This is a genomic window from Vibrio sp. qd031, from assembly GCF_002100145.1.
Taxonomy (GTDB): domain Bacteria; phylum Pseudomonadota; class Gammaproteobacteria; order Enterobacterales; family Vibrionaceae; genus Vibrio.
Window position 1 is genome coordinate 408,565 of record NZ_JXQD01000024.1, and the last position, 26,588, is coordinate 435,152.

The window sequence follows — 26,588 nt, forward strand, 5'->3', positions numbered from 1 at the left end:
GTCTATGCTTTTGCTCATTCTCATAAAAAATACACTCGCCACTGTACCTTTTGATGGATATGATGACGTTTTCGGGTCAAATCAGAGGACGTTATGGTCGATAAGGACATTCACCAAGACGGCGACGCTAGTCAGTCGCGTCATAAACAGCGCCAACAAAAGCTTAAGCAACACGTCGACGAGAAAATCGATGCCGCCCAGCAAGAAAAGGGGCTGTTATTGGTGATCACCGGCAACGGCAAAGGTAAAACTACGGCAGGGTTTGGCACCGTAGCACGTGCGGTAGGACACGGACAGCAATGTGGTGTGGCCCAGTTTATTAAAGGCACTTGGGATAATGGTGAGAAGAATCTACTTGAACAACTCGGAGTAGAGTTTCATGTGATGGCCACTGGGTTTACCTGGGAAACACAAGATAAAGAAGCAGATACTCGCGCCGCATTAGAAGTGTGGGAGCAGTGTGAAGCGATGTTGTCTAATCCAAGTCTGGATGTGGTGCTGCTTGACGAGTTGACCTATATGGTTGCCTATGGCTATGTCGAACTCGACCGAGTGACTCGAGCGCTATCGCAAAGACCTGCTGAACAAAGCGTTATTATTACTGGACGTGCTGCTCACCGCACGCTTATAGAAATGGCCGATACGGTGTCTGAAGTAAAAAACGTGAAGCATGCGTTTGAATCTGGGATTAAAGCCCGTAAAGGCGTTGATTGGTAAGGCACCAGTACAATATCGAATTGGCTGTGTATCTAGCCAATTCTATTTTTGGGTTGGGCTAATCATTACGTACAAAAACAGAATGGTGCACACCCCAAATATGACAAGTGATGTATCAATGATTGGACCAAACATCTCACGCTCCTTCTATGTCGTAGATTAATAGCAATTATTGCCTTTAAATCTTAGCCCATCGCAGCCTAAAGCCAAACGTTTACCCTCTGTGAGGGTAACAACAGCAGAGTTAATTGCCCTTTAATGGCAGGTTAACTCTACTGCATGCGTCACTGGATACGCAAGATTTACGTTTTTCAATGCAAAATGCTAATTGAATAGCCCTTTTAACAACTTATCTGATAACTTTTTCACTTCGTCATCTTCCGCTTTATCACCCAGCAGTTTTTTCAGTCCGCGCTCAGCTTCTTTTTTGGCTTTCTCTTCCAGTTTAGCTTTATTGCGTTCAAGCTCTTGAGCTTGCAGCGCCGCAAAATCCAAACCAAATTTAGGATCGGACCATGGACCACGAATCGACAGTGGGATAGTGAGGTCTTTAAGATCGTTAATATCGTCACCCCCTTGCCCTTCTAACGTGCCCACAATCGAGACTTTGGTCAGTGCGTCAATGTTTTGCTGTAAGTAATTCGCTTGACCTTGCGCCGTCACACGAAGCAATGGAGACTGCATGGCGAAGTCATCGGTAGTGACATTGCCTTTATCAAACTTAAACTCGCCGCTAAGTGCACTGAAGTCGGTTTTTTTCACTTCTGATTGATGCGCGGAAGACTGACCTTTAATTTTGGCGTAATTATCACGAATAATCTGCGCCAGATTGATGCCGTTAATCGCACCATCGGTAAAGCTTACGTTTGCCACACCGATTAGGTTTTTCATTAGGTTATCGGGTATTAAACTCGAACCACTGAACGTCGTGGTCGTGGTTGCAAGCCCTTCTATTAAGTCGGTGTCCGCGACAGCCACGAGCAGAGGCTTAGCCTGTACTTTGGTTAACGCAACATCGCCCTTATAAGTTGGCGTGGCCTGCTGAGCATTAAGTGTCGCATTTAGCTTTAATGACCCCTCGTACAACGACGCTGTAATGGCCTTCACTTTTGCCACACCATCGGTAACGGCAATATCGGTGTTTAGATTGGTCATCACTATATTTGATGCTTTAAATCGACCAAACTCTGTGCGCCCGGCAACATTGACCTGACTCAATGCCGAAAGGTCGGGCTCTTGAGCGGCAACCTCTGTGGCGTCTTGCTCCTCATTTGAAGAGTTTTGCGCGGTGTCTTGAGTTGCCGCTGTTTCCCCTTTTGCCATAAGCGCATCGACGTCGACATTATCCGATGTTAGCAAGTAGGTGATGTTAGGTACCGCTTGACTGATGTCGGCGGCAACATGACCGTTGAACACCATCTCATCGATAGATAATGGTGCAAACGTAACGGTAGATTGACTGCCGTCCACATCGTAATCGATGCCACCTTGCCAACTCATGTTCATTGGAGAATAAGGTAAGGTGTCGCCTTGTAGAGTTGAAGTCAGCGACAGCGTATCAAGCTTAATGGCCGAAATCGCTTCATCAATCCACAACTGCATCGACAATTGATTGTCGAACGACACACCGCTGGCACTGCCTTTTAATGAGATTGATACAGGGTTGGCAACGTCATAGCCAAAAGTCGGTATCGACATATCAAAGCTTGATATTGAGACACCTTCTCCATTCACATTGGAGGCCATTGTAATATTGCGCAGTTGATATTGACTCAAATCGTCCTCGAGCAATAGTTCAAGACCCAACTCAACCTTAACGGTATTGCCACCGCTGATTAGCGTGCTCTCAAGTGCCACGGGTGCCCATTGGTTGAGTTCGAATTGATCGAGGGTAAGTATCAATGGACTCACTTCAACACTCGGATCGCGGTAGGTTGACGTAAGTGAAAACCCCTTCAATTGAGGAGACGCCAAATCTGCATCTAACCACAGTCCAGTGTCTAAACTAGCTGAAAATTGCTGATTGTTATGTGTACCTTCGACAGACAGCGCCAGTTGACTCCACTTATCAAAACCAAACTCGGTGAGTGTAAGGTTGAAGTTCTCCAATAACAGGTTGGTGCCCGCTTGGGCGTCGGTGACTTGCAACTGACTGTCGGTAATACTGACGCCCGCAACCTCGATCGTCCAAGGCGTATCGGAGCTTAGAGGTTCGCTAGGGGCTGGCGACTCCACTGACTCTTCGCTGTCAGTAGCTTCGCTTGCTGATTCATCATTGGTTGCAGTGAACGCGTCCAGATTGGTGCGCCCATCGTTAAGGGTTTCTAAAGAAAAAGACGCATTGGCGAGCTCCACTTGCTCAACAAATAGCTGTTTATCAAGCAATGGCAACACCTGAACACCCACACCGACTTTATCTACACTCAGCAGTTTTCTATCACTAAAATCCGCGGGGTTATCGATGTACATCTTATCAATGGAAAGACCGAGGCTCGGAAAGAATCGCCAATTAATATCGCCTTCAAGGGTGATCGTCATACCGGTGTTCGATTCAAATTGATCGGCAATCAAAGGCTTAAACTGGTTAGGGTTGACTAAAGTGATCAATGCAACAATGGCCACTACCACTACAATAACCAAGCCACCAACAATATAGAGCAGTTTTTTCATTATTTCTCTTCCATGAATCCAGACAGGCAGTTATACCAATCGAAGTAATTAACTGGTCAGAAAATTGCGCCGGAAAAATCGCTAAGAGCAAGGCAAAGATTGCCGTAGATAGTCGTTCTACCTACAAAATCTTTAACACCGCTATTAGCGATTTTAACAAGCAAGAATGACCAGTTAATTGCTTTGGTTGGTATTGCATACTAGAACATACCAATAAAAAACTGGGAGCGCGATGGCTCCCAGTGGTTTTGTTGTTTGACTCTTAAGAGCGCAACAGTTTTGCAATGTGTGCTTTTAACACATCGATGGCAATTCGGTTTTTGCCCCCTCTTGGTACGATGATGTCAGCGTACTGCTTTGAAGGTTCGATAAATTGCATAAACATTGGACGTACGGTTTCTTGATACTGTTGCAGCACCGACTCCATTGTCCGTCCGCGATCTTCCACATCTCGCTTAATACGACGCAATAAACAGATGTCTAATGGCGTATCCATAAAGACTGTTGCGTGCATAATATTGCGCAGGCGAGGTTCGGTCAGCAATAAAATGCCTTCCAGAATAATCACCTTTTTAGGAGTCATAGTCGTGGTGTTTTCGGTACGGGTGTGTTCAGAGTAGCTGTACTCTGGCACCTCAGCTGCTTCGCCGGCCACTAGCGCTTCCAAATGCTCACATAATAGATCATGGTCCAGTGCACTTGGGTGGTCATAGTTTGTCTGCACACGCTCTTCCATGCTGAGATGGCTTTGATCTTTGTAGTACCGGTCCTCGGTGATCACTCCAATTTGTTGGTCGCCCACTTTTGCGCGTAACTCGTTGTAGATGGTGCTCGCAATCAAGCTCTTACCTGATGCTGAAGCACCTGCGATACCCACAATAATACAGTGATTATTTTCAGACATTTTAGGACACCTAACCTATAAAAAATTGAGCTTGCGACCAAAACTGGTCTGGAACAAGCATAAACCCTCTAATTATAGGGAGAGAACTTCCGAGATACCAGTGATCGGATCATGGCTGCTAATTATTTATACAATTTTTCTGTAATCATTCCATCGCTGCGCTAAGTCAACGGAAATAGCAACGAAATGTCTGCCATTTTCGCAACGATTGTTGGAGTCAAATACCCTTTAAGGTACTATTATCGGCTCATTCCAATTATTTACCGAAAAGCGAATTTAGAGTATGGCAAACGATCCAAGAAAACTTCTGGTCACATGTGCGCTTCCTTACGCTAACGGCTCAATTCACCTTGGTCATATGCTTGAGCATATCCAGGCTGATATTTGGGTTCGTTACCAAAGACTGCGTGGCAATGTTGTAAACTTCATCTGTGCAGACGATGCCCACGGCACGCCTATCATGTTAAAAGCACAACAGATGGGGATCACGCCGGAAGAGATGATCGCAGCGGTAAGTGAAGAGCACCAAAAAGACTTTGCTGGCTTTGATATCAGTTTCGACAATTATCACAGCACCCACTCAGAAGAAAACCGCGAGTTGGCGTCTCACATCTATTTGCAACTAAAGCAAAATGGCTTTATTTCAAGTCGCACTATCTCGCAACTGTTCGACCCTGAAAAAGAGATGTTCTTACCGGATCGTTTTGTTAAAGGCACTTGCCCAAAATGTAAATCGGAAGACCAATACGGCGACAACTGTGATAACTGTGGTGAAACCTACAGCCCAACTGAACTGATCAATCCTAAATCAGCGGTATCGGGCGCAACGCCAATCATGAAAGATTCTGAGCACTTCTTCTTTGACTTGCCACAGTTTGAAAGCATGCTTAAAGAGTGGACTCGCTCTGGCTCGCTGCAAACAGAAACCGCAAACAAGATGCAAGAGTGGTTCGAATCTGGACTTCAGCAGTGGGACATTTCACGTGATGCACCTTACTTTGGTTTTGAAATCCCTGGCGAGAAAGATAAGTTCTTCTACGTCTGGCTAGACGCACCGATTGGCTACATGGGCTCGTTTAAAAACCTGTGTGACAAACGTGACGATCTAGACTTCGACGAATACTGGAAACAAGATTCAAGCACCGAGCTTTATCACTTTATTGGTAAAGACATCGTCTATTTCCACAGCCTATTCTGGCCTGCCATGCTTGACGGTGCAGGTTACCGTAAACCAAATAATGTCTTTGTTCACGGTTACGTTACCGTTAATGGTGCAAAAATGTCTAAATCAAAAGGGACATTTGTCAAAGCAAGCACTTACTTAAACCACCTAGACCCAGAATGTCTACGTTACTACTACGCGGCAAAACTTAACAACCGTATTGATGACCTAGACCTTAATCTTGACGACTTTACACAGCGTGTAAACGCCGATGTGGTTAACAAGATCGTCAACCTTGCTTCTCGTAACGCAGGCTTTATCAGCAAGCGCTTTGAAGGCAAATTGTCAGCAACCTTTACTCAGCCTGAGCTTTACGCAGAATTCGCAGCGGCCGCTGAGCGCATTGCTGAGATGTATGAGTCTCGTGAGTTTAGCCGCGCGATTCGTGAAATCACTGCCTTGGCAGATAAAGCGAATCAGTACGTCGACGAAATGGCACCTTGGGTTGTTGCCAAGCAAGAAGGTCAAGACCAACTGCTGCAAGAAATTTGCTCGGTGGGCATTAACCTATTCCGTGTATTGATGACTTACCTTAAGCCGGTAATGCCTGAGCTTGCGTCTCGCACTGAAGCGTTCTTAAACCAAGAGCTCACTTGGGATGCGATTGGTGAACCACTTGTGGATCATGAAATCACCAAGTTTAAAGCGCTGTTTAATCGCATCGACCCGAAAAAAGTCGAAGCCATGATCGAAGCGTCAAAAGAGGATGCTGCGGTTGAGAAAGCGGCCGCCGAAAAAGCGGTGCAAGCTGAAACCGAAACAGAACTGAGCAAAGACCCAATTGCCGACGAAATTGAGTTTGATGATTTCGCTAAAGTGGATCTGCGCATTGCCAAAATAGTCGAGTGCGAAGAAGTGCCAAAAGCCAACAAGCTTTTGAAGCTTGTACTGGACATCGGTGGCGAGACACGCCAAGTGTTTGCTGGGATTAAGTCGGCGTACAAGCCAGAAGATTTAATCGGTAAACATACTGTTATGGTCGCCAACCTTAAACCTCGTAAAATGAAGTTTGGCATGTCAGAAGGTATGGTACTTGCCGCAGGCCCTGGTGGTAAAGATTTGTGGATCCTTGAGCCGCACGAAGGAGCTCAACCTGGAATGCGCGTAATGTAAGTCGCAATCTAACTAAAAAGGCCATGCATACAAATACATGGCCTTTTTTGTGCCTAGTCACCAACAGACTCAATTTTGGATGTTAGGCTTTTAGAATATGTCTCAATCTATCTTGAGCAATTTCAACCAATAAATCGGGTTGGAATTTAGAGATAAACTTATCACAACCCACCTTCTCCGACATCGCATCGTTAAAACTGCCACTAAGCGAGGTGTTCAAAGTGATGTACAGGTCTTTCAGCGCGGGATCGTTGCGCACTTCGTGAGTCAGTTTGTATCCGTCCATTTCAGGCATTTCGGCGTCGGTGATCATCATTAGTAGATCCTCAGCAACATTGCGTCCTTCGTCGCGCCAATGCTGAAGCAAGGTTAGCGCTTCAAGACCATCGCTACACTCGATAATGTTAAGCCCTAACTGAGACAGCGTGCCTTTAACTTGATTACGCGCGGTTGAGGAATCATCCACGACTAGAATTGAACGGCCCGCAAGTTTGGGTGCGACCTCTTGGTCCAACACATCGTCACTGATGCGCGTGTCATAGTCGACGATTTCTGCCAATACTTTTTCGACATCAATAATCTCAACGATTTTATTGACACCGTCATCTTCAATTTGAGTAATTGCAGTTAAATAGTTGGCGCGACCTGCAGTTTTTGGTGGCGGTTGAATCTCCGTCCATGCCGTGTTAACAATGTTACGGACTTGGCCAACCAAAAAGCCCTGAACAGAACGGTTGTATTCGGTCACGATAAGATTTTGCTCTTCTTCCGCTTGCATAGATCGAAAGCCAATGGCAGAACGTAAATCAATCACCGGAACTGATTCGCCACGCAAAGTCGCTACACCAGAGATTTTATGGTGCGAGCCTGGAAGTTTGGTCAAAGGGGGAAGCTTGAGTACTTCTTGTACTTTAAATACGTTAATTGCGTACAACTGACGGCCATTTAAACTAAACAGCAGTAATTCAAGGCGGTTTTCGCCTACAAGTTTTGTCCGTTGGTCGACGGTGCTTAAAACGCCACTCATTGATCGTCCCTTTGTTGAGTCTAGTAACCGCGTAAGAGTACTACAAAGTGCAACACTTTACAGTATAATATACTTAAAAATTGGGTGCTGACTCAATCTGCTAGCCTTCAAGTACCTTTATCAACAGATCGCCATCGTAGAGCGCCTGTTTCACGAGAGCCGCACCGGGCATCGTCGCTTGTTTATAAAACCGGCTCTCCACCAGCTCTAAGTCCTGATGATAAATAGGGAGACACTGCTCACGAATGCATTTGAGAATTTGCGGGTAAAGGACGTCTTTAGCCTGATTAATCACCCCGCCAATGAGCACTTTTTCGGGATTAAAGAGGTTAACGATGATTGAAATACCGTTACCCAAGTAACGCCCTAGCTCTTCAATCACCTCTACCGCGAGAGGGTCGCCCGCCGTCGCCGCATCACATATTGACTCTATCGAAATATCATCGCCGGCAAGAATGCTCGGTGAGCCGGTAGCAATCTTAGCCACCACTTTTGCACGAATAGCAGCCGAACTAGCCACCGTTTCTAAACAGCCGTAGTTGCCACAGTAACACTTCTCTCCATTTGGGACGACCTGCACGTGTCCCAACTCGCCAATGTTGCCGTGGCGACCTTGTAGAACCCTTCCTTCGAGGATTATGCCTGCTCCTACGCCATGATGGATAGAAATCAGTGCGGAGTTTTCATTTTGCTGCGAGTTGCCAAATAGTTTTTCTGATAGCGCCCACGCACGCGTATCGTTGGCCACGAATACGGGTAGCCCTGTGGCTTCGTAAATGGCAGGACCCAATGCCATTTTAGTGACTTTGTAATGTGGCATTTGTAGCACTGTACCGGTATCGGACAAGACCAATCCAGGGAGGGTAAGTGCTATTGCGGTGACACGTTCTAATTGCGTTGAATTGGTTTGGAAAAAGTCGTCTATTTCTTTGAGTATGCGTTCAAAGAGCGGTTGCTGCTCTTTCTCGACGATATCGATTTTGGTATCAACCAGAATGTTTCCACCAAGATCGTGAAGCGCCATCGTTAAATAACCACGACCTAGACGCATCGACAAGAACTGCCAACCATCATTGTTAGTTTGCAGTCCGACAGCAGGACGGCCTCGGCTGGTCGCTTCTTGAACAACCGTTTCATGGACTAAATGTGCTGCGATGAGTTCACGAGTGATTTTGGTGATACTCGCTGGTGCCAGTTCACTCAACTTACTCAGATCAATGCGCGATATAGGGCCAAATTGGTCAATGAGTTTATAGACTCGGCCAGCGTTGATCTGTTTGATATGATCAATGTGACCGGGTTGGGCCATATACATAGGGATGTCCAGATAGAAGTATTCGCTCTATTTTTTTACTTTACGAACTAAATGTGAAGCGAATAGAAGCCTGCTCGTGATTCACTTCACGAAGTTAATGCTCAATACAAAATAAGGGTCAAAGTTTGTATAGGGTCGTAGCTCAATAATATCTTAGTGAACATCCCATTGCGGATGTGTCTTTGGCACAACGGGCGGCGGATTGAGAGTGATTCGCTTCTCATGTGCAAGGTAAAACTGCTCGATAAAGTGATATCCTGCAGCAAGCCCTGTCTCATAATCCTGCTCAATGTCGTCAAGGTCGCTTAATAGTGGTCTCGATTTCAATGGTTGTTGCGGCGCTATCTGAACAATAAATGTATCTTGGGGCGGACACTGTAAAAACTGCTGAGTCAATTGGTACGTCTGATAGTGAACCATAAGTTGATCGAGCATTTGCGGCGAAAAGTCTCCTCCTAGCAGCTGACCTAAACGGTAAATATCATCAGCACCAAACAACCACCGCCCACCATTTAACAGATTGGTTTTAGATAAGCGTTTTTGCTTCTGAACAGAAGTCGCTCTATCAGCTAAAAAGCTACGCCAATCATGTTGCCACTGACTTTTTTGCTCGTTCCAGTAACCCTGCAGTTTTTTAAGTGACTCTTCGTACCACGCAGTATCGTTTTTCGGCGAGTTTGCTATTAACTCTTGCGGTACTTCAATGTCATTATCGATTGGTTCTGTGCGTATGACGACGATACAACGCGCACCTTGTCGCCAGGCTTCTTGCACCGGAACAGACGCTGATACACCACCATCGACGTAATTGCGCCCATTAAGGTTGACTTCACCGTCGTATAGATGAGGAATAGCGCAGGTGGCTTCCATTACTTTGGCCCAATCATCGCTAAACATTGGAAGGTACTCGTCTTGCAACGTATCGACATTTGTCACGCACGCGTGGGCTTTTCGATTGCCGAGAACTTGCTTGCCAAGGTTAAAGTCCAGTTTATACGGAAAGTGGTTTAACTGCTCTATCGCCCAACCAATGTCCATTTTTTTCTGATGGCGAAAGTAACCATACAGGCTAAAAAACTGGCTGTCCGTGGTCAGCTCGGTAATAAACTTATGCCCCAACTTGGGTTGGCGGCACAAAAAACTAAGGATGTTCATGGCCCCAGCTGACGTGCCGTAGAAATGACTAAAGGGATCAAAATTGGACAACAAAAAAGCGTCGAGTACACCAGCGGTGTACGCGCCCTTTTGACCTCCCCCCTGAACAACCAGCGCAATATCACCATTTAGGTATTTGGCAAATTGGTCACTATTGAGTTCATACGCAGACGAGGTAACAAAGCCTGAATTACAGGAATTAGAGCCGTTCATAAATGCGCTTAGGCAAGAATCGCGATAAACGAAAATGCGTATATTATGGCGAATATGATTGCAGTGAGCACAAGTGAAGCTTTCAATTCATTGGTCATAGCGGTTCCTCCTACTCAAACTATAGTTCATCTTAACGGCAATTTTGTTTCATTCCTGCAACCGCGAAACCAGATTGGAATCTACGTCACTGCCCTTAGAGACTTTCTGCGAGCTTCACTAGATAAATCCGTTTTTAGTACTTATATTCAAGTGGTTACTTTTTAGTTTTGCTCACATTTTTTCTCTCCACATAGGAATAAGGACGTTGCTATGCGATTTCGCATCTTTTCTTCCGCGTTGTTGTCTGCGCTCAGTGCAACGGCTGTGGCTAATTCCGTGTATATCACACCAATGATTGGTCTGAGCAACGGAGTAAAATTTGAGTCTGACGAAGGAGAGACTTACACCACTAAGTCGGATCTCAATTATAATTTGGCAGTGGATGTTCCTTTCCAACAAGGTCGAATTGGTTTCGTTTACAGTGAAAACAAGTCCGAACTCGACTCACCGCAACTCGATAACACCATACGCTACCTGCACTTTCAAAGCGCCCTTTACTACCCTGTAGCCGAAAAGGTATCCACCTATGTCGGTTTAGGACTCGGGGCGACGCAATTAAGCGCCAGTTGGTATGAGGCTGACTATCTATTTTCTGCCAGTGCGTTTGGTGGTGTGGAATATAATGTCAGTAAAAATATCGCTTTGCAGGCTCAAGTCCGCTGGTTTGGCTCACTGCTGAGTAAGGATACTGCTTCTGTGTGTAACTATCCAAACGAGGAAGGTGGCGGGTGTAAGCTCTATTTTAATGGTGACTGGTTGAGCCAGGTGCAAGGTAATCTAGGGGTAACCTTTAGTTTCTAACCCACTCTGCCACGCCGATTAACACCAAACGAAGTCGTTATACCATTAATCGAAGTCATTAACGGGTCAGAGCATTGCTTTGGTTGGTTTAAAACCGCTATAAAGTAAAAAAGCCCGCCTTAATGGCGAGCTTTCTATAAAACTGAGTTGATGGAACTAGAAGCGATAGGTTAAACCTATGGCGCCACCAATTTGTAGTTTACTTTTATCCTGAATTTGCCACTCTGGAGAGACTTGAGCGTACGCATGCCACTCGTGAGCGAAGTTCCAGTTAAGACCAAGCGGCGCACGAATGCCCCAGTCATTGTCCCACTCGTACCATGCTCCGCCACCTACGTACCAAGTAAAGGGTACATCGGCATCGAAACTACCGTCTAAGAACAAGTAGTCGAAAGCCATTCCATCATTACCGGCTGAAAATTGGAATTGGTCGTCGTAACGAACAACGGCACTTAATCCTTTATCGAAAGCCATACCTACATTATATGTTGCAGAATGGGCTTGTGGCGCAGCGCCTACATAAACCGCCAGTCCTCCAAGGACCACTGTCAGTAATGTGAGTTTACCGAGTTTCACAGATACACTCCCGTTGTTTTATCTGCACAATACACTAATGGGCGTCAATTGTACGGTTTCTGGAATACTATTAATGTCACTTCTCTGTCAATTGTCGATATGAATATAAACGGATGTTTAAATTTGTGACACTACTCTACAAATACAACAAAGCCCATCTTAAAGATGGGCTTTGAGAGACTGAGTTCAGACTGGATTAACCGTTGTTACGGATCCACTCGTCCATGTCAGTTTTCAGGTTGTCTGATTTAGTACCGAAGATAGCTTGAACGCCACCAGATACAACCACAACACCTGCAGCGCCTAGCGCTTTAAGTTTGTCTTGGTCCACATTGTCTGTGTCAGCTACTGCTACACGTAGACGTGTGATACATGCGTCAAGACCAGTGATGTTTGCTTTACCACCGAATGCTGCTACAAGTTCACCAGCCATTTCTGAACCAGTTACTGTTGCTTTAGCTTCGTCTTCTTCATCTTCACGGCCAGGAGTCTTAAGGTCCATAGCTTTGATTACAGCGCGGAATACTACGTAGTAGATTGCCGCGTAAACAAGACCTGTAACGAACATGATTGCGATCTTCTGAGAGTTACCAGAAAGAACGATGAAGTCGATAAGACCGTGAGAGAAAGAGGTACCGTGTACGAAGCCAATAGTGTTAGCAACGAAGTAAGCAGAACCAGCTAGTAGAGCGTGAATTCCGTACAGTACTGGAGCAACGAATAGGAAAGAGAATTCGATTGGTTCAGTAATACCTGTTAGGAATGACGTCAATGCTGCAGATGCCATGATACCCATTACTTTCGCACGGTTTTCAGGCTTAGCAGAGTGAGCAATTGCGATTGCTGCTGCTGGAAGACCAAACATCTTAAACATGTAACCGCCAGCAAGTTGACCGAAGCCATTGCCCGCTGCACGTGATGCATCGTCCGCGACAAGGTAACAAGTAAGTACGCCGTTCGCTTGCTCACCCGCAGCGTTCAAACAAGAACCTGCTTCGAAGAAGAATGGTACGTTCCAAACGTGGTGCAAGCCAAATGGGATAAGAGAACGCTCAACAACACCGTAGATTGCAAATGCAAGCTGTGGGTTTTGCTCTGCAGCCCAATGAGAGAATGAACCGATAGCCGCGCCGATTGGAGGCCAAACGATAGACAGTACAAGACCAAGACCAATGGCAGCAAAGCCAGTGATGATTGGCACAGCACGCTTACCAGCGAAGAAGCCTAGGTACTCAGGAAGCTGAATACGGAAGAACTTATTGAACGCCCAAGCTGCAACACCACCGACTAGGATACCACCTAGTACGCCAGTATCGATACCGTCGACGCCAAACACTTCAGCCATTACCGCAAGTGTTGCTGTCATGATGCCGTAGCCTACGATAGCTGCAAGTGCTGCAACACCGTCGTTGTTAGTGAAGCCTAGTGCAACACCAACGGCAAATAGCAATGCCATTTGGCCAAATACAGAACCACCAGCTTGCTCCATAAGGTTTGAAACAACGTCAGGGATGAAGGCCAAATCAGCCGCACCAACACCCAACAAGATACCCGCTACAGGAAGTACTGATACTGGTAGCATCAGAGACTTACCCACTTTTTGCAGGTTCGCAAAAAGGTTTTTAAACATAGTTATGCTCCTAATTATTTTTAGTAGTTTTGGGTACTAACGACAACCCCCCGCTGCCATAAAGGTTAGCACCCAATGAAAATGTAACCACGTGCCGTAGTATATTTTTCGGCTCTAAATATATCTTGATACAGGACAAACTTGCTATCCAGTAACGAAATTAAATTTCAAAAGCCTACCTTAGATCACAATAGAATTATTATAGCCCACGAAGGAAGAATGAGGTAAATCATTACAAAACAACAACTTACCATAAAATATCACATCTAAAGCCAGTTTATAAAAATGCCTAAAAACATATTTTTCGTAGAAAAATTACATTTTACTCGAAGGGGGTCAAAGTAGACACATAAGACGTAACATTCAACATAATAAGTTATAGTGTAGGGCAATTACAAAAAATGGGATCCCAAGATCCCATTTATAATTAGGGGGTTATTTATCTACGCAAAAAAAGAGTGTGAAAGTTTTGTGATGTTTGAGTTGCAACTTGTTGTAACGAAACACCTTTAAGCTGAGCGATGTAGCTTGCAACCTCAACCACATAGGCTGGTTGGTTCTCTTTTCCTCTGTGAGGAACGGGCGCTAAGTAAGGTGAATCGGTTTCTATCAACAAGCGTTCAAGAGGCAATGCTTTCACCACTTCTTTGAGCTCTGTTGCCGCTCGGAAGGTCACAATACCACTAATTGAAATGTAAAAGCCTAGTGCCATTGCTTGTTTCGCAAACTCCAAGTCTTCGGTAAAACAGTGAATAACACCACCACACGATTTGGCATCGCCGCTTTTCAACAGCTCTAAAGTCTCTTTGCGTGCATTGCGGGTATGAATGATCAGCGGTTTGTTCACTTCATTAGCAACGTCAATTTGAGTTGCAAATCGCTCGAGTTGCAGGGCTTTGGTTTCAGGTTTGTAATGAAAATCTAACCCTGTTTCACCTATGGCTACCACGCGTTTATGCTGAGCGTACTTACGTAAAGTCTCTACGTCAAAAGGGCTTTCCACATCCAACGGGTGCACCCCGCAAGAAGCAAGCACTTGCTCGTGCTTTTCAATCAAATCCATCATCGCAGGAAAGCTCTCTAGCGTGACGCCCACACTAAGCATTTTTTCTACATTTACGGCTTTCGCATTAGCCAGCACCTGCTCAACATTCTGGTGAAGGTTCTGGTAATCCAATTTATCTAGATGACAATGTGAGTCTATAAACATGTTTATTCGTGCCAATAAGTGAGCCACTCAATCAATAGCAGCTCAGTGTTTAATCCAGGGTGCGCACGCAGTTCTGCGCGCATGATGTCTAGTCTTTCGACCATGCGTGACAGTGTACCAAAATCCCACCGGGTGCAAACCGGTGTCAATATAGCTTCTAATCCCACATAAGGCTGGGCAAAATGCCTCAATGCCATATGCAACACAATCGACAGTTGCTCTAGACTACGCTGAGGTTCACTGGTCAGGATCGCGACAATCTTTGACGGTTCTGCTAATAAATTGTCTTTTGTTAGTAGCGTTATTAATGACGTCAATTCGTCACTTTGAGTTGCAGTAAACTCGTTTAATTTCAACGGTGCTTGCCCATACAACGTCAGCGCCAAATCAGAGACTGACAACGACTGCTGAGCAATCCAATGTTGCGTTTGTTCAATACTCGGTGGTGAAACATGCCATTGCTGACATCGGCTCACGACAGTAGGCAATAGTTGCGACTTTGCATGGGTTAAGACGATAAACACGCATTGACTTGGCGGCTCTTCAAGGGTTTTAAGTAGCGCATTCGACGCAGAGCTGTTCATCTGCTCAGCCAACGTGACAACCAGCACTCGCTTACCCGATAACTGCGACGATTCAGCGGCAAAGCGATTCAGCTCTCTTACTTGATCCACCGAAATCTGTTTTTTGGTTTCCAGGGGAGTCAATCGGTGGTAATCGGGGTGAGTACCCGCAGCAAATAACTGACAACTATGGCAAAAGCCACATCCCTCGTCACTGGAGTTTGAACACAGTAAAGCTTTAGCAAGCGCGTCGATAAGTTGCTGCTCACCTAAGCCTTCTGTGGACTCAATCATTATACTATTTGGCAGTCGGTCTTGAGTAAGCGCTTTTTGTAGCTGAGTCCAAAGCGGCTGTAGCCACGGGTAAAGGCTATCCATGTTTCACATCGTCGGTTAACCATTGATTAATGGCTGCCTTAATATCATTGGTGACAGCCTCAATAGATTGAGATGCGTCGATGACCACTATGGTGTCATCTTGGCTGGCCAACTCTAAATATTTTTCTCGACTGCGCTGGAAAAAGCTAAGATCCATTTTCTCTATCCTGTCGAGTTCTCCGCGACCTCGAGCGCGCTCTAATCCTAATTGCGGGTCGATATCGAGGTATAAGGTAAAGTCAGGCTTAAATCCATCCAGCGCAATCTCTTTTAGACTGCTCATCACGTGAGGATCGATTTGACGCCCGCCTCCTTGGTAGGCCTGAGAAGATAAATCGTGACGATCACCAACGACCCATGTACCGGCATTCAACGCCGGTTTAATGACCGTTTCGACCAGTTGAATCCGCGCAGCATACATCAACAGTAGCTCAGTGCGATCTTGAAGCGCCTCTTCACACTCTTGTTTGACCAGTGCACGCATCTTTTCGGCTAATGGTGTGCCACCGGGTTCACGAGTTTGGGTAACTTGCGCAATCCCATGTTGCTCTAATGATGCTAATACCTGGCTAATCGCAGTACTTTTTCCTGCGCCCTCTAAGCCTTCAATAACAATAAACTTTCCAAGACTCATCGGTTTGCCCTTAGTTGTTTTAAGTAATCACGCACTGCAGCGTTGTGATCTTTAAGGTTGGTACTAAACTTGTGTCCACCTTTGCCGGTTGCGACAAAATATAAATAGTTGCTTGTCTCTGGATTCAGCGATGCTGCTATAGAAGCCTCACCCACCATTGCGATTGGTGTTGGAGGTAATCCATTGATTGTGTATGTGTTGTACGGCGTTGGAGTCTGCAAATCTTTCTTGCGGATATTGCCAGTGTACTTGTCACCCATGCCGTAGATGACCGTTGGGTCGGTCTGAAGGCGCATTCTTCGATTGAGGCGATTAATGAATACTGACGAGACCAAACCACGCTCTTTATCAATGGCGGTTTCTTTTTCAATAATTGACGCAAGGATCAGTGCTTCATAGTCCGTTTTGAGTGGAAGCTTTTCGTCACGCTCTTGCCAATGCTTTTCTAACGCACGATTGAGATCGCGATGAGCTCGTTTGTAAATATCGAGATCGCTCATTCCCGCGGTGTAGTAAAAGGTTTCTGCCAAAAACAGACCCTCTAACTTTGGGTTTTCAATACCCAAAGCGTCGGCGAGTTCGGCTTCTGTTAGATCTGTCGTTTCCTGAATCAACGTGTCCGTTTGGGCAAGCTGCTCTCGCCACTGATTAAAGGTTGAGCCTTCAATAAACGTTATACTGTACTGATGCTCTTTTCCTTCGACCAATGTGTTTAAGACTTGTGTGAGAGTTTGCCCTTGTTCGACAAAAAACGTGCCCGCTTTAATGTTTAATAGCTCAGGGTGCAGCCTTCTCACTAGACGAGACGTCGGATTCGCCTCAATCCAACCTTGTGACTCGAAACGACGCAGCAACGCCGTTCCACTGGTTCCACTGTGAATGGTGATAAGCTCGCCCTGCTCCATTTGCACCGGTTGATTTAGGTACGTCTTAAGCTCTTGTGTGGCATACCAATAGACGGCCAGCGCCGCAACTCCGGCAACGATCAATAGACCCAACAGTTTTTTAAGCAATTTATACTCTCTTTTGTAATTTTAACGTGAGCTCGCCAATGGGATAACGTCGCTCACCCACCTGAACCACAGGCGCAACACCTAGCAAGGCGTTACTCACAAAGACTTCATCAGCATCGTGCAAATCGACGAGATCAAAGCGTCCTAACAGCGCTTTAAATCCAAGTGGTTCAGCATCTTGAATAATCAAACGACGAATGATACCTGCTACACCTGCTTTGTCCAGTATGGGGGTATAAAGGGTGCTCCCCTTGCGCCAAAAAATATTCGCACTACTGGTTTCTACAATATGCTCGTTGATATCCAATACCACACCATCGTCGACCTGTTGTGCATCGAGATCATTTTTGACTAGCACCTGCTCTAAGCGGTTATTGTGTTTATGACCGGCAAGTAATGGGTTGTGTCCAAGTTTTATGCGACTGATACCAAGTTTAATCCCGTCGGTCTGCCACTGCGGGTAATGTTGTGGGTAGGCAAAGTGATTGCTCATTATGAGAGAGTGCGCGTTATGTGGACTTGCGTACCCTCTTCCGCCGCTGCCACGGCTGATCAAAAGTTTTACCCCCGCAATAGGGTCGTCTAGGGCGATATCCATCAGCTGGTGCTTTATATCGCGCCACGGGGGTGTAGCTATCCCTAGGGTATTAAGACACGCTTGCATACGTTCAACATGCAGTTCCCAATGACGAAGTTCTCCGAATTGAGTTTGAATCGTGGTGAAACAGCCATCGCCATATTGAAACGAACGATCAAGAGCGGGTACGTGCTCTTGCTTTACACCATTAATCCACATGTTGACGTTCCTGCTGGTATCGATTTTCCTTTGCACAAAGATAATGTATCCACCGAAAAAAAGGTAGTGAGTAATCCATTTTCTCAACTTTTGATCGGTGTTTCTTTTGCCCCGTAGTCTCTAAAAATCGCACCCCATAAAAAAGCCCAGATTGACGATACCAATCTGGGCTTCTTTACATTCTACAGGTGTTAGATCTTTTTGAAGACCAACGAGCCGTTCGTTCCGCCAAAGCCAAACGAGTTACACAGTGCGTATTCCATTTGAACGTCACGCGCTGTGTTAGGAACTAAGTCGATGCCAAGTTCAACGGCACCTTCATCCATATTGTCCAAGTTGATCGTCGGTGGCACTTTTTGGTCCACTAATGACATCACAGTCACAATCGCTTCTGCAGAACCTGCCGCACCAAGTAGGTGACCGGTCATCGATTTGGTCGATGACACCAATACTTGTTTAGCGCCTTCTTCACCAAGAGCACGTTTCACGCCCTTTAGCTCAGCAATATCACCTGCTGGTGTAGAAGTACCGTGAGCATTGATGTAGCCCACTTGTGTGCCGTCGATACCTGCGTCACGTAGTGCCGCTTCCATCGCCAATGCACCACCAGAGCCGTCTTCACTAGGTGAGGTCATGTGATAAGCATCACCTGACATGCCAAAACCAACGACCTCAGCGTAAATATTCGCACCGCGCGCTTTAGCGTGCTCGTACTCTTCCAGTACCATCATGCCTGCGCCATCACCCAATACAAAGCCATCGCGGTCTTTGTCCCATGGGCGAGAAGCTTGTTGCGGTGAGTCATTGCGCGTTGAGAGTGCCTTAGCAGCGCCGAAGCCTGCCATACCTAAAGGTGTTGAGGCTTTTTCTGAACCGCCAGCGACCATAGCTTCTGCATCACCATAGGCGATCATGCGTGCTGCGTGACCAATATTGTGCAAACCGGTAGTACAAGCGGTAGATATCGCGATATTAGGGCCACGTAGACCACGCATGATGGACAAGTTGCCCGCAACCATGTTAACGATGGTAGAGGGAACAAAGAATGGACTCACTTTACGCGGACCTTTTTCGATCAGCGCGTGATGCCCTTTTTCAATAAGTTCAAGTCCACCGATACCCGATCCAATAGCCACACCTACACGTGCTGCATTTTGTTCAGTGATTTCTAACCCTGAATCATTTAACGCTTGGATACCTGCTGCAACACCATACTGAATGAAAAGATCCATTTTACGGGCATCTTTTTTAGACATGTATTCAGTACAGTCAAAATCTTTTACAAGGCCAGCGAAACGAGTGCTGAAATTTTCGGTATCAAAGTGCTCGATATTGACGATACCACTTTGGCCAGCTAGCAGGGCATTCCATGATGATTCAACAGTGTTGCCGACCGGTGACAACATACCCATGCCAGTGACAACGACGCGACGTTTGGACACGATATTACTCTCCGGAAAAATGTTAAGGAAGGTGTTAAGAAGATGAGGTAGAGAAAATTCAGGCGGTCTAATAGACCGCCTGAATTGAGGAGAATTCTTACTGAGCGCTGGTTACGTAATCGATAGCAGCTTGAACAGTAGTGATTTTCTCAGCTTCTTCGTCAGGAATCTCTGTGTCGAATTCCTCTTCTAGAGCCATAACTAGCTCAACTGTGTCTAGTGAATCCGCACCTAGGTCATCAACGAAAGATGCTTCGTTTTTAACTTCAGACTCGTCAACACCAAGCTGTTCTACGATGATTTTTTTTACACGTTCTTCAAGATTGCTCATTTTACTTTTTCCTATAAAGAATTCGCTCTAATGCGATGTCTGCGTAGTTTATTAAAACTAACGAAAGTTGCAAGGCTAGCCTTGCTGGTCAAACCACAATTTAAGTCGATTTCACCGAATTTTCATACATTTTTTGACTAAAATCATGCGCGATTGCACAAATATCACTCATAAAAACTTACTAAGATTGAACTGATCGGCTGGTTTTTAACCAGCCAACTTCGTTAAACCATGTACATTCCGCCGTTAACGTGCAGCGTTTCACCCGTAATATAAGCCGCTTCTGGGGAGGCTAAAAACGCCACAGCCGCTGCAATTTCTTTTGGATCACCCAAACGACCAGCTGGTACATTAGACAATGTTGCAGCGCGCTGCTCATCATTTAGTGCTTTAGTCATGTCGGTTTCGATAAACCCAGGTGCAACAGTATTGATAGTAACACCACGTGAAGCAACTTCACGAGCCATTGATTTAGTAAAACCAATCACACCCGCTTTAGCCGCTGCATAGTTAGTTTGTCCTGCATTGCCCATTGTGCCCACAACGGAGCCAACGTTAACAATACGGCCACACTTTTTCTTCATCATGCCACGCAGTACCGCTTTTGACAGACGGAAAATAGACGTTAGGTTTGTGTCCATGATGTCTGTCCACTCATCGTCTTTCATACGCATAAGTAGGTTGTCACGCGTGATACCAGCGTTATTCACCAAGATATCAATAGCACCAAACTCTTCGTTAATGCCTTTAAGAACAGTTTCGATTGAAGCAACATCAGTCACGTTGAGCGCAAAGCCTTTGCCATTTTCGCCCAAGTACTCACTGATTGCAGCAGCACCATTTTCACTGGTTGCAGTACCAATGACGGTGGCACCTTTTGCCACTAGTGCTTCTGCAATGGCACGGCCAATACCACGGCTTGCGCCTGTGACTAAGGCAATTTTCCCTTCTAAACTCATTATTTTACTTCCTACTTAGCTGCATCAAGAGATGCTGAGTCGTTGACCGCCGCAGCAGTCAATGCTTTAACAATTCGCTTAGTCAAACCAGTAAGTACTTTACCTGGCCCTAACTCTAGCAGTTTTTCGACACCTTGCTCGTGCATTTTGGTGACGCCCTCAGTCCAACGAACTGGGCTATACAATTGACGAACTAGCGCCGACTTGATTTTCGCTGGATCAGTTTCAACAGCTACATCAACGTTGTTAATTACGTCCAACTGAGGTGCGTTAAATTCGATCGCTTCCAGTGCAACAGCCAGCTTATCCGCAGCAGGCTTCATTAATGCACAATGAGAAGGTACAGAGACGGGTAATGGTAGCGCGCGTTTTGCACCCGCTTCTTTACACAGTGCTCCGGCACGTTCTACTGCCGCTTTATTGCCAGCGATAACCACTTGACCTGGAGAGTTGTAATTAACCGGAGAAACGACTTCGCCTTGCGCCGCGTCCTCACAGGCTTTAGCAATAGATTCGTCGTCTAAACCAATGATCGCGTACATTGCGCCAACACCAGCAGGTACCGCTTCTTGCATTAGCTGTCCACGTAACTCAACCAGTTTGATTGCTTGTTTAAAGTCAATCACACCCGCGCATACAAGCGCAGAGTATTCGCCCAAGCTGTGTCCCGCGATGACCGCTGGAGTCGCTAGACCTTGTTCTTGCCATACACGCCAAATGGCGACCGATGACGCCAATAAAGCTGGTTGAGTACGATGCGTTTCGTTGAGATCTTCTGCAGGGCCATCTTGAACTAATGCCCACAGGTCATACCCTAGTACTTCTGATGCTTCAGCAAACGTTTGTTTAACAACGTCAAACTGTTCACCTAGTTCTGCCAACATGCCCACGGTCTGTGAACCTTGACCCGGAAAAACAATCGCAAAATTGCTCATTACCCGTTCCTTTTCTTATATTTTTAAAATTCTAAAACTTAACCAGAGCTGAGCCCCAGGTGAATCCACCACCAAAGGCTTCGAGCAACAGTGTTTGGCCACGTTGTATACGCCCATCACGAACCGCTTCATCTAAAGCTGTTGGGACTGTTGCCGCTGAAGTATTGCCATGCTTATCAAGCGTGATCACAACTTGATCCAGTGGCATTGCCAATTTTTTTGCTGTGGCGGTAATAATGCGTAAATTTGCTTGGTGAGGCACTAGCCAATCTAAATCGCTTTTTTCCATGTTATTGGCTTTTAGCGTATCGTTGACCAAGCGCGACAATTGCGTCACTGCGACTTTAAATACTTCGTTGCCTGTCATGTGTAGCCAAGTATCAAACTCACCACCACGAACTGGCATTTCTAAACTGAGAAGATCACCAAATTTGCCATCCGCACCTAAATGGGTCGACAAAATGCCTGGTTCTTCGCTCGCGCCAACAATCACGGCGCCTGCACCATCACCAAACAAAATCACAGTAGAGCGATCAAGTTGGTCACAGGTTTTTGATAAGGTATCTGCACCGATCACCAGGACGTTTTTGCACTGCCCACTTTTAATGTGCTGGTCGGCGACGGAAAGTGCGTAGACAAATCCCGTACACGCGGCAGCCATATCGAAGGCACCACATCCCGAAATTTCAAGCTTGGCTTGTACCTGACAAGCCGACGATGGAAATGCGTGGGTACTACTGGTGGTCGCAACGATGATCAGATCAATCTCATCTTTAGAGATGCCTGCCATGTCAATTGCGTTTTTTGCCGCAATGTATCCCATATCGGCAACAGACTCATCTTCTGCCGCTATACGCCTCTCTTTGATACCTGTTCGTGCAACGATCCACTCGTCGCTAGTATCAACCATCTTTTCCAAATCTGCATTTGTACGCACTGTTGATGGCAGGTAACTGCCAGTGCCTAATATTTTGCTATACATGAAGAGTTAGTGCCTCTCGAGTAAAACGGTTTCCAAACCGTCAGAAATACGCTGCGGTATCTGACGTTTGACTTCGTGGACTGCTTCGCCTATCGCGTTGATAATAGCAGTTTTATCGGCGCTTCCATGACTTTTAATCACAATGCTGCGCAATCCTAACAAACTTGCGCCATTGTACTGGTCGGGGTTCAGTGCTTTTAGCTCTTTTAATGCAGAAGCAAACAGTATTCTCGCCAACCATTTTTTAACCGGGTGTCCAAAAAACTGTAGTTTAAGCTTATTCAGAATCAGGTTTGCGATGCCTTCAGAAGTTTTAAGACAAATATTGCCTGCAAAACCATCGCACACAATAACGTCCGCTTTATCCAGCAATATTTCATGCCCTTCTATAAAGCCAATGTAGTTAATTGAGGGGGTCTGTTCTAAACGCATTGCGCAAGATTTTATGGTGTCATTCCCTTTACTTGCTTCTGCGCCAATGTTGAGCAGCGCCACTTTTGGCACTTTGGCTAGGTGTTGCTCTGCCAATGCCGATCCCATGATCGCGAACTGGTACAGAGTGTCTGAATCAACATCGATATTTGCGCCAAGGTCTAAAAGCCATACAGGCTGACCACTTTGCGTTGGCAGTGCTGACACTAACGCCGGGCGTTCAATCCCCGGAAGCATTTTAATACCATGTTTGGACAACGCCATCAGTGCACCAGTGTTGCCGCCGCTGACAGCCGCATCGGCTTCACCGCGTGCAACTAGGTCAATGGTTTCTCGCATCGAACTGCCACGGCTATTTCGTAGTGCTGCAGAGGGTTTGGCGTCATTGGCAATGACATGATCACAATGGTGGATTGTTAGGCGTGACAATAACGCGTCTCTATCAATAGAGCGCGGAAGGATGCTAGTTTGGGCGTCGAGTTCAGCGTTGATGGCGCTTTCGCGACCGACAAGCTGAATATTTAGCTCTGGGAAATGCAACAATGCCTGCACGACGGCAGGCACTGTATAGCTAGGACCGTAGTCCCCGCCCATTGCATCGAGTGCAACGGTAATCACTTGTAAAGGTAACCTTACTTGTTGACTACCTTTTTGCCACGGTAGTAACCTTCAGCAGTTACGTTGTGACGTAGGTGAGTTTCACCTGAAGTTGCGTCTACAGATAGTGCTGCTGTAGTTAGCGCATCGTGTGAACGACGCATGCCACGCATAGAACGTGACTTCTTGCTCTTTTGTACGGCCATTGACCCTACTCCTTTGTCTGTGCTTTTAAGCTTTTCAAAACTTCGAACGGGTTTGGTTTTTCTTCCTTAAGAACTTCTTCAGGAATTTCACCAAAAACCAAGTTACTTGAATCTACGCTACAGTCAGAATCATCATGCATTGCCACTTGAGGTAATCCAAGAATGAACTCGTCTTCAACTAGTTGTATGAGATCGCATTCGCCGTATTCGTTCAGATCTACCAAATCGTACTCTTCCGGCGCTTCCTCTTCACTTTTCTCTCCTTTATTAGGAGTGTAAGTGAACTGGACTTCACACAGATGTGTGAAAACCTCATTACAGCGTTGACACTCTAAATCGACTTCGACGTTAGCTTTACCAGAGATAACGACCAGTCGTTGTTCATCCAAATCAAAGGACAATGAGACATCTGCTTCGCGTTTTACGCTTTCGACGGACTCGGCCAAACGCTTCAAGAGACTGGCTTGTATGATACCATCATAATCCAATCGCTTTTGAGCTGATTTACCTGGGTCAACCGTTCGCGGTATTTTTACCTTTTGCATAGGGCGCGAATATTAGCTTTCAATGACTCAATAGTCAAAGGAAAAGGTGAAATAATTAATGAATTTTTCACCACCTTAATGACCGAATTAATATAGGAATTACACCATGCCATCTCAACCCGCAGCTTTGCCTATTGTCTTAGCCTCAACCTCGGAATTTAGACAATCGCTTATGCGCAAGCTGGACCTCGCATTTACGACCGATTCGCCAGACTGCGACGAAACCCCAATGCACGGTGAGTCCCCACAAGCCTTGGTAGAACGTTTAGCCATAGGCAAAGCGAAATCACTGGCGATACCGTATCCAAACCACCTTATTATAGGCTCTGATCAAGTATGCGTTATCGACGATGAAATCATCGGCAAGCCACTGACCAGACAAAAAGCCATTGAACAACTCTCAAAGCAAAGTGGACAACGCATCACCTTTTATACCGGCTTAGCACTGCATAATAGTCAAACTGATCTGACCCAAGTTGTTGTAGAACCTTTTATTGTCCATTTTCGCTCATTGACCACAGCGCAAATTGAACGCTACGTTGATATAGAAAACCCTCTTTATTGCGCGGGCAGTTTTAAAAGTGAAGGTCTGGGTATCGCTTTGTTTGAAAAGCTTGAAGGTGATGACCCAAACTCGTTAATAGGATTACCACTGATAAAACTGGTGGAGCTACTGAAAAACGAAGGGGTCGACGTGATTTAGCATTAAGCACAATTAAAAAGCCCATTAGATAGAAATCAGCGATCGCGTCATTACTGTCTAATGGGCCAATATATAGGAGAGTTAAAGCTGTCGTAACTTCGCTAAGCTTTTTTCAAGCCTTGCTTCTATAGGGGCACTGATTTCCATCCACTCATCATTAGAAGGATGGCGAAACTTAATGTTTGCGGCATGCAAAAACAGCCTGTCGATGCCAACTGTTTTTGTAAAGGCATCAAATCGAGGGTCGCCATAACGGTCATCCCAAGCAATGGGATGACCTTTATATTGACAATGCACACGGATTTGGTGAGTACGCCCAGTAACTGGGCTGGCTTGGACCAATGTTGCCTTATCGAAGTTTTCGAGCACTTTAAAACGAGTATCCGACGGCTTTCCTTTTGGATTTACCCTCACAATACTGTTTACTTCATTTTTGAGCAATGGCGCCGTGACTTGCTTATCACTGCGTTTCCATGTGCCCATGACCAATGCAAAATAGTACTTCTGCACGGTTTTCTCACGAAACTGGGCTTGCAAGTGGCGTAGCGCCGAGCGTTTTTTTGCCACCAGCAAAATACCCGACGTATCTCGGTCAATACGGTGTACAAGCTCTAAGAAACGCGCTTGAGGTCGTAGTGCTCGTAATGCTTCAATTGCACCAAACTTTAATCCACTGCCCCCATGCACTGCGAGACCGGACGGCTTATTTAGGATCAGCATGTGGTCATCTTCGTGGATGATCTGGCTTTCTAGGTTGGCGACCGCATTGAGTTTGGTACTGATCACCGGTTGCTGATCGGTTTTTTCGGTAATGGTGACTGGAGGAATACGAACCACATCGCCAGGTTGCAGTTTGTATTCCACTTTTATACGCTTTTTATTCACTCGAACTTCGCCTTTGCGCACAATGCGGTACACCACACTCTTGGGCACAGACTTTAGATGGTTACGTAAAAAGTTGTCGATTCGTTGGCCAGCCATGTCATCATCGATGTCGATTAGCTGCACTTTTGTTCTAATTTCATTCATGAGCATAGTGTAACACCCCGAGAGTGAAGAAATCTCTACTTTTGTAAACCGAACACGGCATTTACTTCATCCACAAAATGACTGAACAAAATGTGTATAACTGGTGCGAAAGCTGACTATAACCTTAGAAGTCGATTTTTCTTACATCACCAACATTGAGCTAAACCCTTGCTTTAACTAGGCTAAGCCTAGCCATCACACCAATAAGTTAACAATAATCTGTGATGGCGATTGCTGTGAATGAACAGCCTTGCTATAGTTCACCACTTAAAGTTGAGCATTGATGAATAATCACTCTTTTTGACTCACTTTTTGCCATAAAATTGAAATTTAGAGTAGCGGTTTTATTGCTTCATGCAGCAAATGGCGTAAGACATCAAGAATAAAACCA

25 protein-coding genes are annotated in these 26,588 nt (G+C 45.7%); 4 read left to right on the top strand and 21 right to left on the bottom strand.

What is annotated here, in order from left to right; all coding sequences use genetic code 11:
- Positions 1-93: 93 nt before the first annotated feature.
- Entirely contained in the window at positions 94-717 is a 624-nt protein-coding gene (cobO, locus tag ST37_RS10675; protein WP_084886088.1) for a cob(I)yrinic acid a,c-diamide adenosyltransferase, read from the top strand.
- A 324-nt stretch (positions 718-1,041) separates the two neighbouring features.
- On the opposite strand, the gene ST37_RS10680 is transcribed toward cobO, so the two are convergent.
- Together ST37_RS10680 and udk are read right to left on the bottom strand one after the other, a co-directional pair.
- Positions 1,042-3,387: an AsmA family protein gene (locus ST37_RS10680; protein WP_084886090.1), complete on the bottom strand. Its 2,346-nt coding sequence runs from the start codon at positions 3,385-3,387 to the stop codon at positions 1,042-1,044.
- Between the two features lie 262 nt (positions 3,388-3,649).
- A complete protein-coding gene (udk, locus tag ST37_RS10685) occupies positions 3,650-4,291 on the bottom strand; it encodes a uridine kinase (RefSeq protein WP_084886092.1) in 642 nt (213 codons plus the stop codon).
- Positions 4,292-4,574: 283 nt separating this feature from the next.
- Here udk and metG point away from each other — a divergent pair, with 283 nt between their 5' ends.
- Positions 4,575-6,626 (top strand): methionine--tRNA ligase, encoded by a 2,052-nt coding sequence (metG, locus tag ST37_RS10690; protein ID WP_084886094.1) that lies wholly within the window; start codon positions 4,575-4,577, stop codon positions 6,624-6,626.
- Positions 6,627-6,708: 82 nt separating this feature from the next.
- On the opposite strand, the gene ST37_RS10695 is transcribed toward metG, so the two are convergent.
- The 3 genes from ST37_RS10695 to ST37_RS10705 form a co-directional block, all read right to left on the bottom strand.
- Positions 6,709-7,653, bottom strand: coding sequence for a chemotaxis protein CheV (locus tag ST37_RS10695; protein WP_084886096.1), 945 nt, complete (start codon positions 7,651-7,653; stop codon positions 6,709-6,711).
- Between the two features lie 100 nt (positions 7,654-7,753).
- The gene (locus ST37_RS10700) at positions 7,754-8,968 is read right to left on the bottom strand and encodes an ROK family protein (RefSeq protein ID WP_084886097.1); all 1,215 of its coding nucleotides are present in this window, start codon (positions 8,966-8,968) and stop codon (positions 7,754-7,756) included.
- A 153-nt stretch (positions 8,969-9,121) separates the two neighbouring features.
- Positions 9,122-10,336: a patatin-like phospholipase family protein gene (locus ST37_RS10705; protein WP_084886099.1), complete on the bottom strand. Its 1,215-nt coding sequence runs from the start codon at positions 10,334-10,336 to the stop codon at positions 9,122-9,124.
- 309 nt (positions 10,337-10,645) lie between these two features.
- On the opposite strand from ST37_RS10705, the gene ST37_RS10715 reads away from it, so the two are divergent.
- On the top strand, positions 10,646-11,236 hold the full coding sequence (locus ST37_RS10715; protein ID WP_084886103.1) for an outer membrane beta-barrel protein: 591 nt from the start codon (positions 10,646-10,648) through the stop codon (positions 11,234-11,236).
- A gap of 156 nt (positions 11,237-11,392) precedes the next feature.
- Here the strand turns inward: ST37_RS10715 and ST37_RS10720 are convergent, their stop codons facing one another.
- From ST37_RS10720 to yceD, 15 genes are all read right to left on the bottom strand, one after another.
- A complete protein-coding gene (locus tag ST37_RS10720) occupies positions 11,393-11,812 on the bottom strand; it encodes a hypothetical protein (RefSeq protein ID WP_084886105.1) in 420 nt (139 codons plus the stop codon).
- 196 nt (positions 11,813-12,008) lie between these two features.
- Complete coding sequence (gene ptsG / locus ST37_RS10725) at positions 12,009-13,442, bottom strand: PTS glucose transporter subunit IIBC (protein WP_084886107.1); 1,434 nt, start codon at positions 13,440-13,442, stop codon at positions 12,009-12,011.
- Between the two features lie 439 nt (positions 13,443-13,881).
- Positions 13,882-14,652 (bottom strand): YchF/TatD family DNA exonuclease, encoded by a 771-nt coding sequence (locus tag ST37_RS10730; protein WP_084886109.1) that lies wholly within the window; start codon positions 14,650-14,652, stop codon positions 13,882-13,884.
- 2 nt (positions 14,653-14,654) lie between these two features.
- Complete coding sequence (gene holB / locus ST37_RS10735) at positions 14,655-15,593, bottom strand: DNA polymerase III subunit delta' (protein ID WP_084886111.1); 939 nt, start codon at positions 15,591-15,593, stop codon at positions 14,655-14,657.
- The gene (gene tmk, locus ST37_RS10740) at positions 15,586-16,227 is read right to left on the bottom strand and encodes a dTMP kinase (RefSeq protein ID WP_084886113.1); all 642 of its coding nucleotides are present in this window, start codon (positions 16,225-16,227) and stop codon (positions 15,586-15,588) included. The genes holB and tmk overlap by 8 nt, the downstream gene beginning before the upstream one ends.
- Entirely contained in the window at positions 16,224-17,240 is a 1,017-nt protein-coding gene (gene mltG / locus ST37_RS10745) for an endolytic transglycosylase MltG (RefSeq protein WP_084886115.1), read from the bottom strand. The genes tmk and mltG overlap by 4 nt, the downstream gene beginning before the upstream one ends.
- 1 nt (position 17,241) lies before the next feature.
- The gene (gene pabC, locus ST37_RS10750; protein ID WP_084886117.1) at positions 17,242-18,036 is read right to left on the bottom strand and encodes an aminodeoxychorismate lyase; all 795 of its coding nucleotides are present in this window, start codon (positions 18,034-18,036) and stop codon (positions 17,242-17,244) included.
- 191 nt (positions 18,037-18,227) lie between these two features.
- Positions 18,228-19,478, bottom strand: a complete 1,251-nt coding sequence (gene fabF / locus ST37_RS10755; protein WP_084886119.1) for a beta-ketoacyl-ACP synthase II — start codon at positions 19,476-19,478, stop codon at positions 18,228-18,230.
- Between the two features lie 97 nt (positions 19,479-19,575).
- Positions 19,576-19,809, bottom strand: coding sequence for an acyl carrier protein (acpP, locus tag ST37_RS10760; protein ID WP_084886122.1), 234 nt, complete (start codon positions 19,807-19,809; stop codon positions 19,576-19,578).
- 224 nt (positions 19,810-20,033) lie between these two features.
- Positions 20,034-20,768, bottom strand: coding sequence for a 3-oxoacyl-ACP reductase FabG (gene fabG / locus ST37_RS10765; protein WP_084886124.1), 735 nt, complete (start codon positions 20,766-20,768; stop codon positions 20,034-20,036).
- A gap of 11 nt (positions 20,769-20,779) precedes the next feature.
- Positions 20,780-21,703 carry an ACP S-malonyltransferase gene (gene fabD / locus ST37_RS10770; protein ID WP_084886125.1) on the bottom strand — a complete coding sequence of 308 codons (924 nt, stop codon included), beginning with the start codon at positions 21,701-21,703 and terminating at the stop codon, positions 20,780-20,782.
- 31 nt (positions 21,704-21,734) lie between these two features.
- Entirely contained in the window at positions 21,735-22,685 is a 951-nt protein-coding gene (locus ST37_RS10775) for a beta-ketoacyl-ACP synthase III (protein WP_084886126.1), read from the bottom strand.
- Between the two features lie 6 nt (positions 22,686-22,691).
- Entirely contained in the window at positions 22,692-23,735 is a 1,044-nt protein-coding gene (gene plsX / locus ST37_RS10780; RefSeq protein ID WP_277922143.1) for a phosphate acyltransferase PlsX, read from the bottom strand.
- Positions 23,736-23,749: 14 nt separating this feature from the next.
- Complete coding sequence (gene rpmF / locus ST37_RS10785) at positions 23,750-23,920, bottom strand: 50S ribosomal protein L32 (protein ID WP_017027730.1); 171 nt, start codon at positions 23,918-23,920, stop codon at positions 23,750-23,752.
- Between the two features lie 5 nt (positions 23,921-23,925).
- Positions 23,926-24,465 carry a 23S rRNA accumulation protein YceD gene (gene yceD, locus ST37_RS10790; RefSeq protein ID WP_084886128.1) on the bottom strand — a complete coding sequence of 180 codons (540 nt, stop codon included), beginning with the start codon at positions 24,463-24,465 and terminating at the stop codon, positions 23,926-23,928.
- A gap of 106 nt (positions 24,466-24,571) precedes the next feature.
- Here yceD and ST37_RS10795 point away from each other — a divergent pair, with 106 nt between their 5' ends.
- On the top strand, positions 24,572-25,168 hold the full coding sequence (locus ST37_RS10795) for a nucleoside triphosphate pyrophosphatase (protein WP_084886129.1): 597 nt from the start codon (positions 24,572-24,574) through the stop codon (positions 25,166-25,168).
- An 81-nt stretch (positions 25,169-25,249) separates the two neighbouring features.
- On the opposite strand, the gene rluC is transcribed toward ST37_RS10795, so the two are convergent.
- Positions 25,250-26,197, bottom strand: coding sequence for a 23S rRNA pseudouridine(955/2504/2580) synthase RluC (gene rluC / locus ST37_RS10800; RefSeq protein WP_084886663.1), 948 nt, complete (start codon positions 26,195-26,197; stop codon positions 25,250-25,252).
- Between the last annotated feature and the right edge of the window lie 391 nt (positions 26,198-26,588).

What these genes read in the sequence shown, in the direction of transcription:
- ST37_RS10795 (WP_084886129.1), top strand. Translation starts at nt 24,572, where the DNA reads ATGCCATCTCAACCCGCAGCTTTGCCTATTGTCTTAGCCTCAACCTCG.
- ST37_RS10705 (WP_084886099.1), bottom strand. Translation starts at nt 10,336, where the DNA reads ATGAACGGCTCTAATTCCTGTAATTCAGGCTTTGTTACCTCGTCTGCG.
- tmk (WP_084886113.1), bottom strand. Translation starts at nt 16,227, where the DNA reads ATGAGTCTTGGAAAGTTTATTGTTATTGAAGGCTTAGAGGGCGCAGGA.
- fabG (WP_084886124.1), bottom strand. Translation starts at nt 20,768, where the DNA reads ATGAGTTTAGAAGGGAAAATTGCCTTAGTCACAGGCGCAAGCCGTGGT.
- ST37_RS10695 (WP_084886096.1), bottom strand. Translation starts at nt 7,653, where the DNA reads ATGAGTGGCGTTTTAAGCACCGTCGACCAACGGACAAAACTTGTAGGC.
- yceD (WP_084886128.1), bottom strand. Translation starts at nt 24,465, where the DNA reads ATGCAAAAGGTAAAAATACCGCGAACGGTTGACCCAGGTAAATCAGCT.
- ptsG (WP_084886107.1), bottom strand. Translation starts at nt 13,442, where the DNA reads ATGTTTAAAAACCTTTTTGCGAACCTGCAAAAAGTGGGTAAGTCTCTG.
- rluC (WP_084886663.1), bottom strand. Translation starts at nt 26,197, where the DNA reads ATGAATGAAATTAGAACAAAAGTGCAGCTAATCGACATCGATGATGAC.
- cobO (WP_084886088.1), top strand. Translation starts at nt 94, where the DNA reads ATGGTCGATAAGGACATTCACCAAGACGGCGACGCTAGTCAGTCGCGT.
- pabC (WP_084886117.1), bottom strand. Translation starts at nt 18,036, where the DNA reads ATGTGGATTAATGGTGTAAAGCAAGAGCACGTACCCGCTCTTGATCGT.
- ST37_RS10715 (WP_084886103.1), top strand. Translation starts at nt 10,646, where the DNA reads ATGCGATTTCGCATCTTTTCTTCCGCGTTGTTGTCTGCGCTCAGTGCA.
- rpmF (WP_017027730.1), bottom strand. Translation starts at nt 23,920, where the DNA reads ATGGCCGTACAAAAGAGCAAGAAGTCACGTTCTATGCGTGGCATGCGT.
- ST37_RS10700 (WP_084886097.1), bottom strand. Translation starts at nt 8,968, where the DNA reads ATGTATATGGCCCAACCCGGTCACATTGATCATATCAAACAGATCAAC.
- ST37_RS10775 (WP_084886126.1), bottom strand. Translation starts at nt 22,685, where the DNA reads ATGTATAGCAAAATATTAGGCACTGGCAGTTACCTGCCATCAACAGTG.
- metG (WP_084886094.1), top strand. Translation starts at nt 4,575, where the DNA reads ATGGCAAACGATCCAAGAAAACTTCTGGTCACATGTGCGCTTCCTTAC.
- udk (WP_084886092.1), bottom strand. Translation starts at nt 4,291, where the DNA reads ATGTCTGAAAATAATCACTGTATTATTGTGGGTATCGCAGGTGCTTCA.
- fabD (WP_084886125.1), bottom strand. Translation starts at nt 21,703, where the DNA reads ATGAGCAATTTTGCGATTGTTTTTCCGGGTCAAGGTTCACAGACCGTG.
- holB (WP_084886111.1), bottom strand. Translation starts at nt 15,593, where the DNA reads ATGGATAGCCTTTACCCGTGGCTACAGCCGCTTTGGACTCAGCTACAA.
- ST37_RS10730 (WP_084886109.1), bottom strand. Translation starts at nt 14,652, where the DNA reads ATGTTTATAGACTCACATTGTCATCTAGATAAATTGGATTACCAGAAC.
- ST37_RS10680 (WP_084886090.1), bottom strand. Translation starts at nt 3,387, where the DNA reads ATGAAAAAACTGCTCTATATTGTTGGTGGCTTGGTTATTGTAGTGGTA.
- acpP (WP_084886122.1), bottom strand. Translation starts at nt 19,809, where the DNA reads ATGAGCAATCTTGAAGAACGTGTAAAAAAAATCATCGTAGAACAGCTT.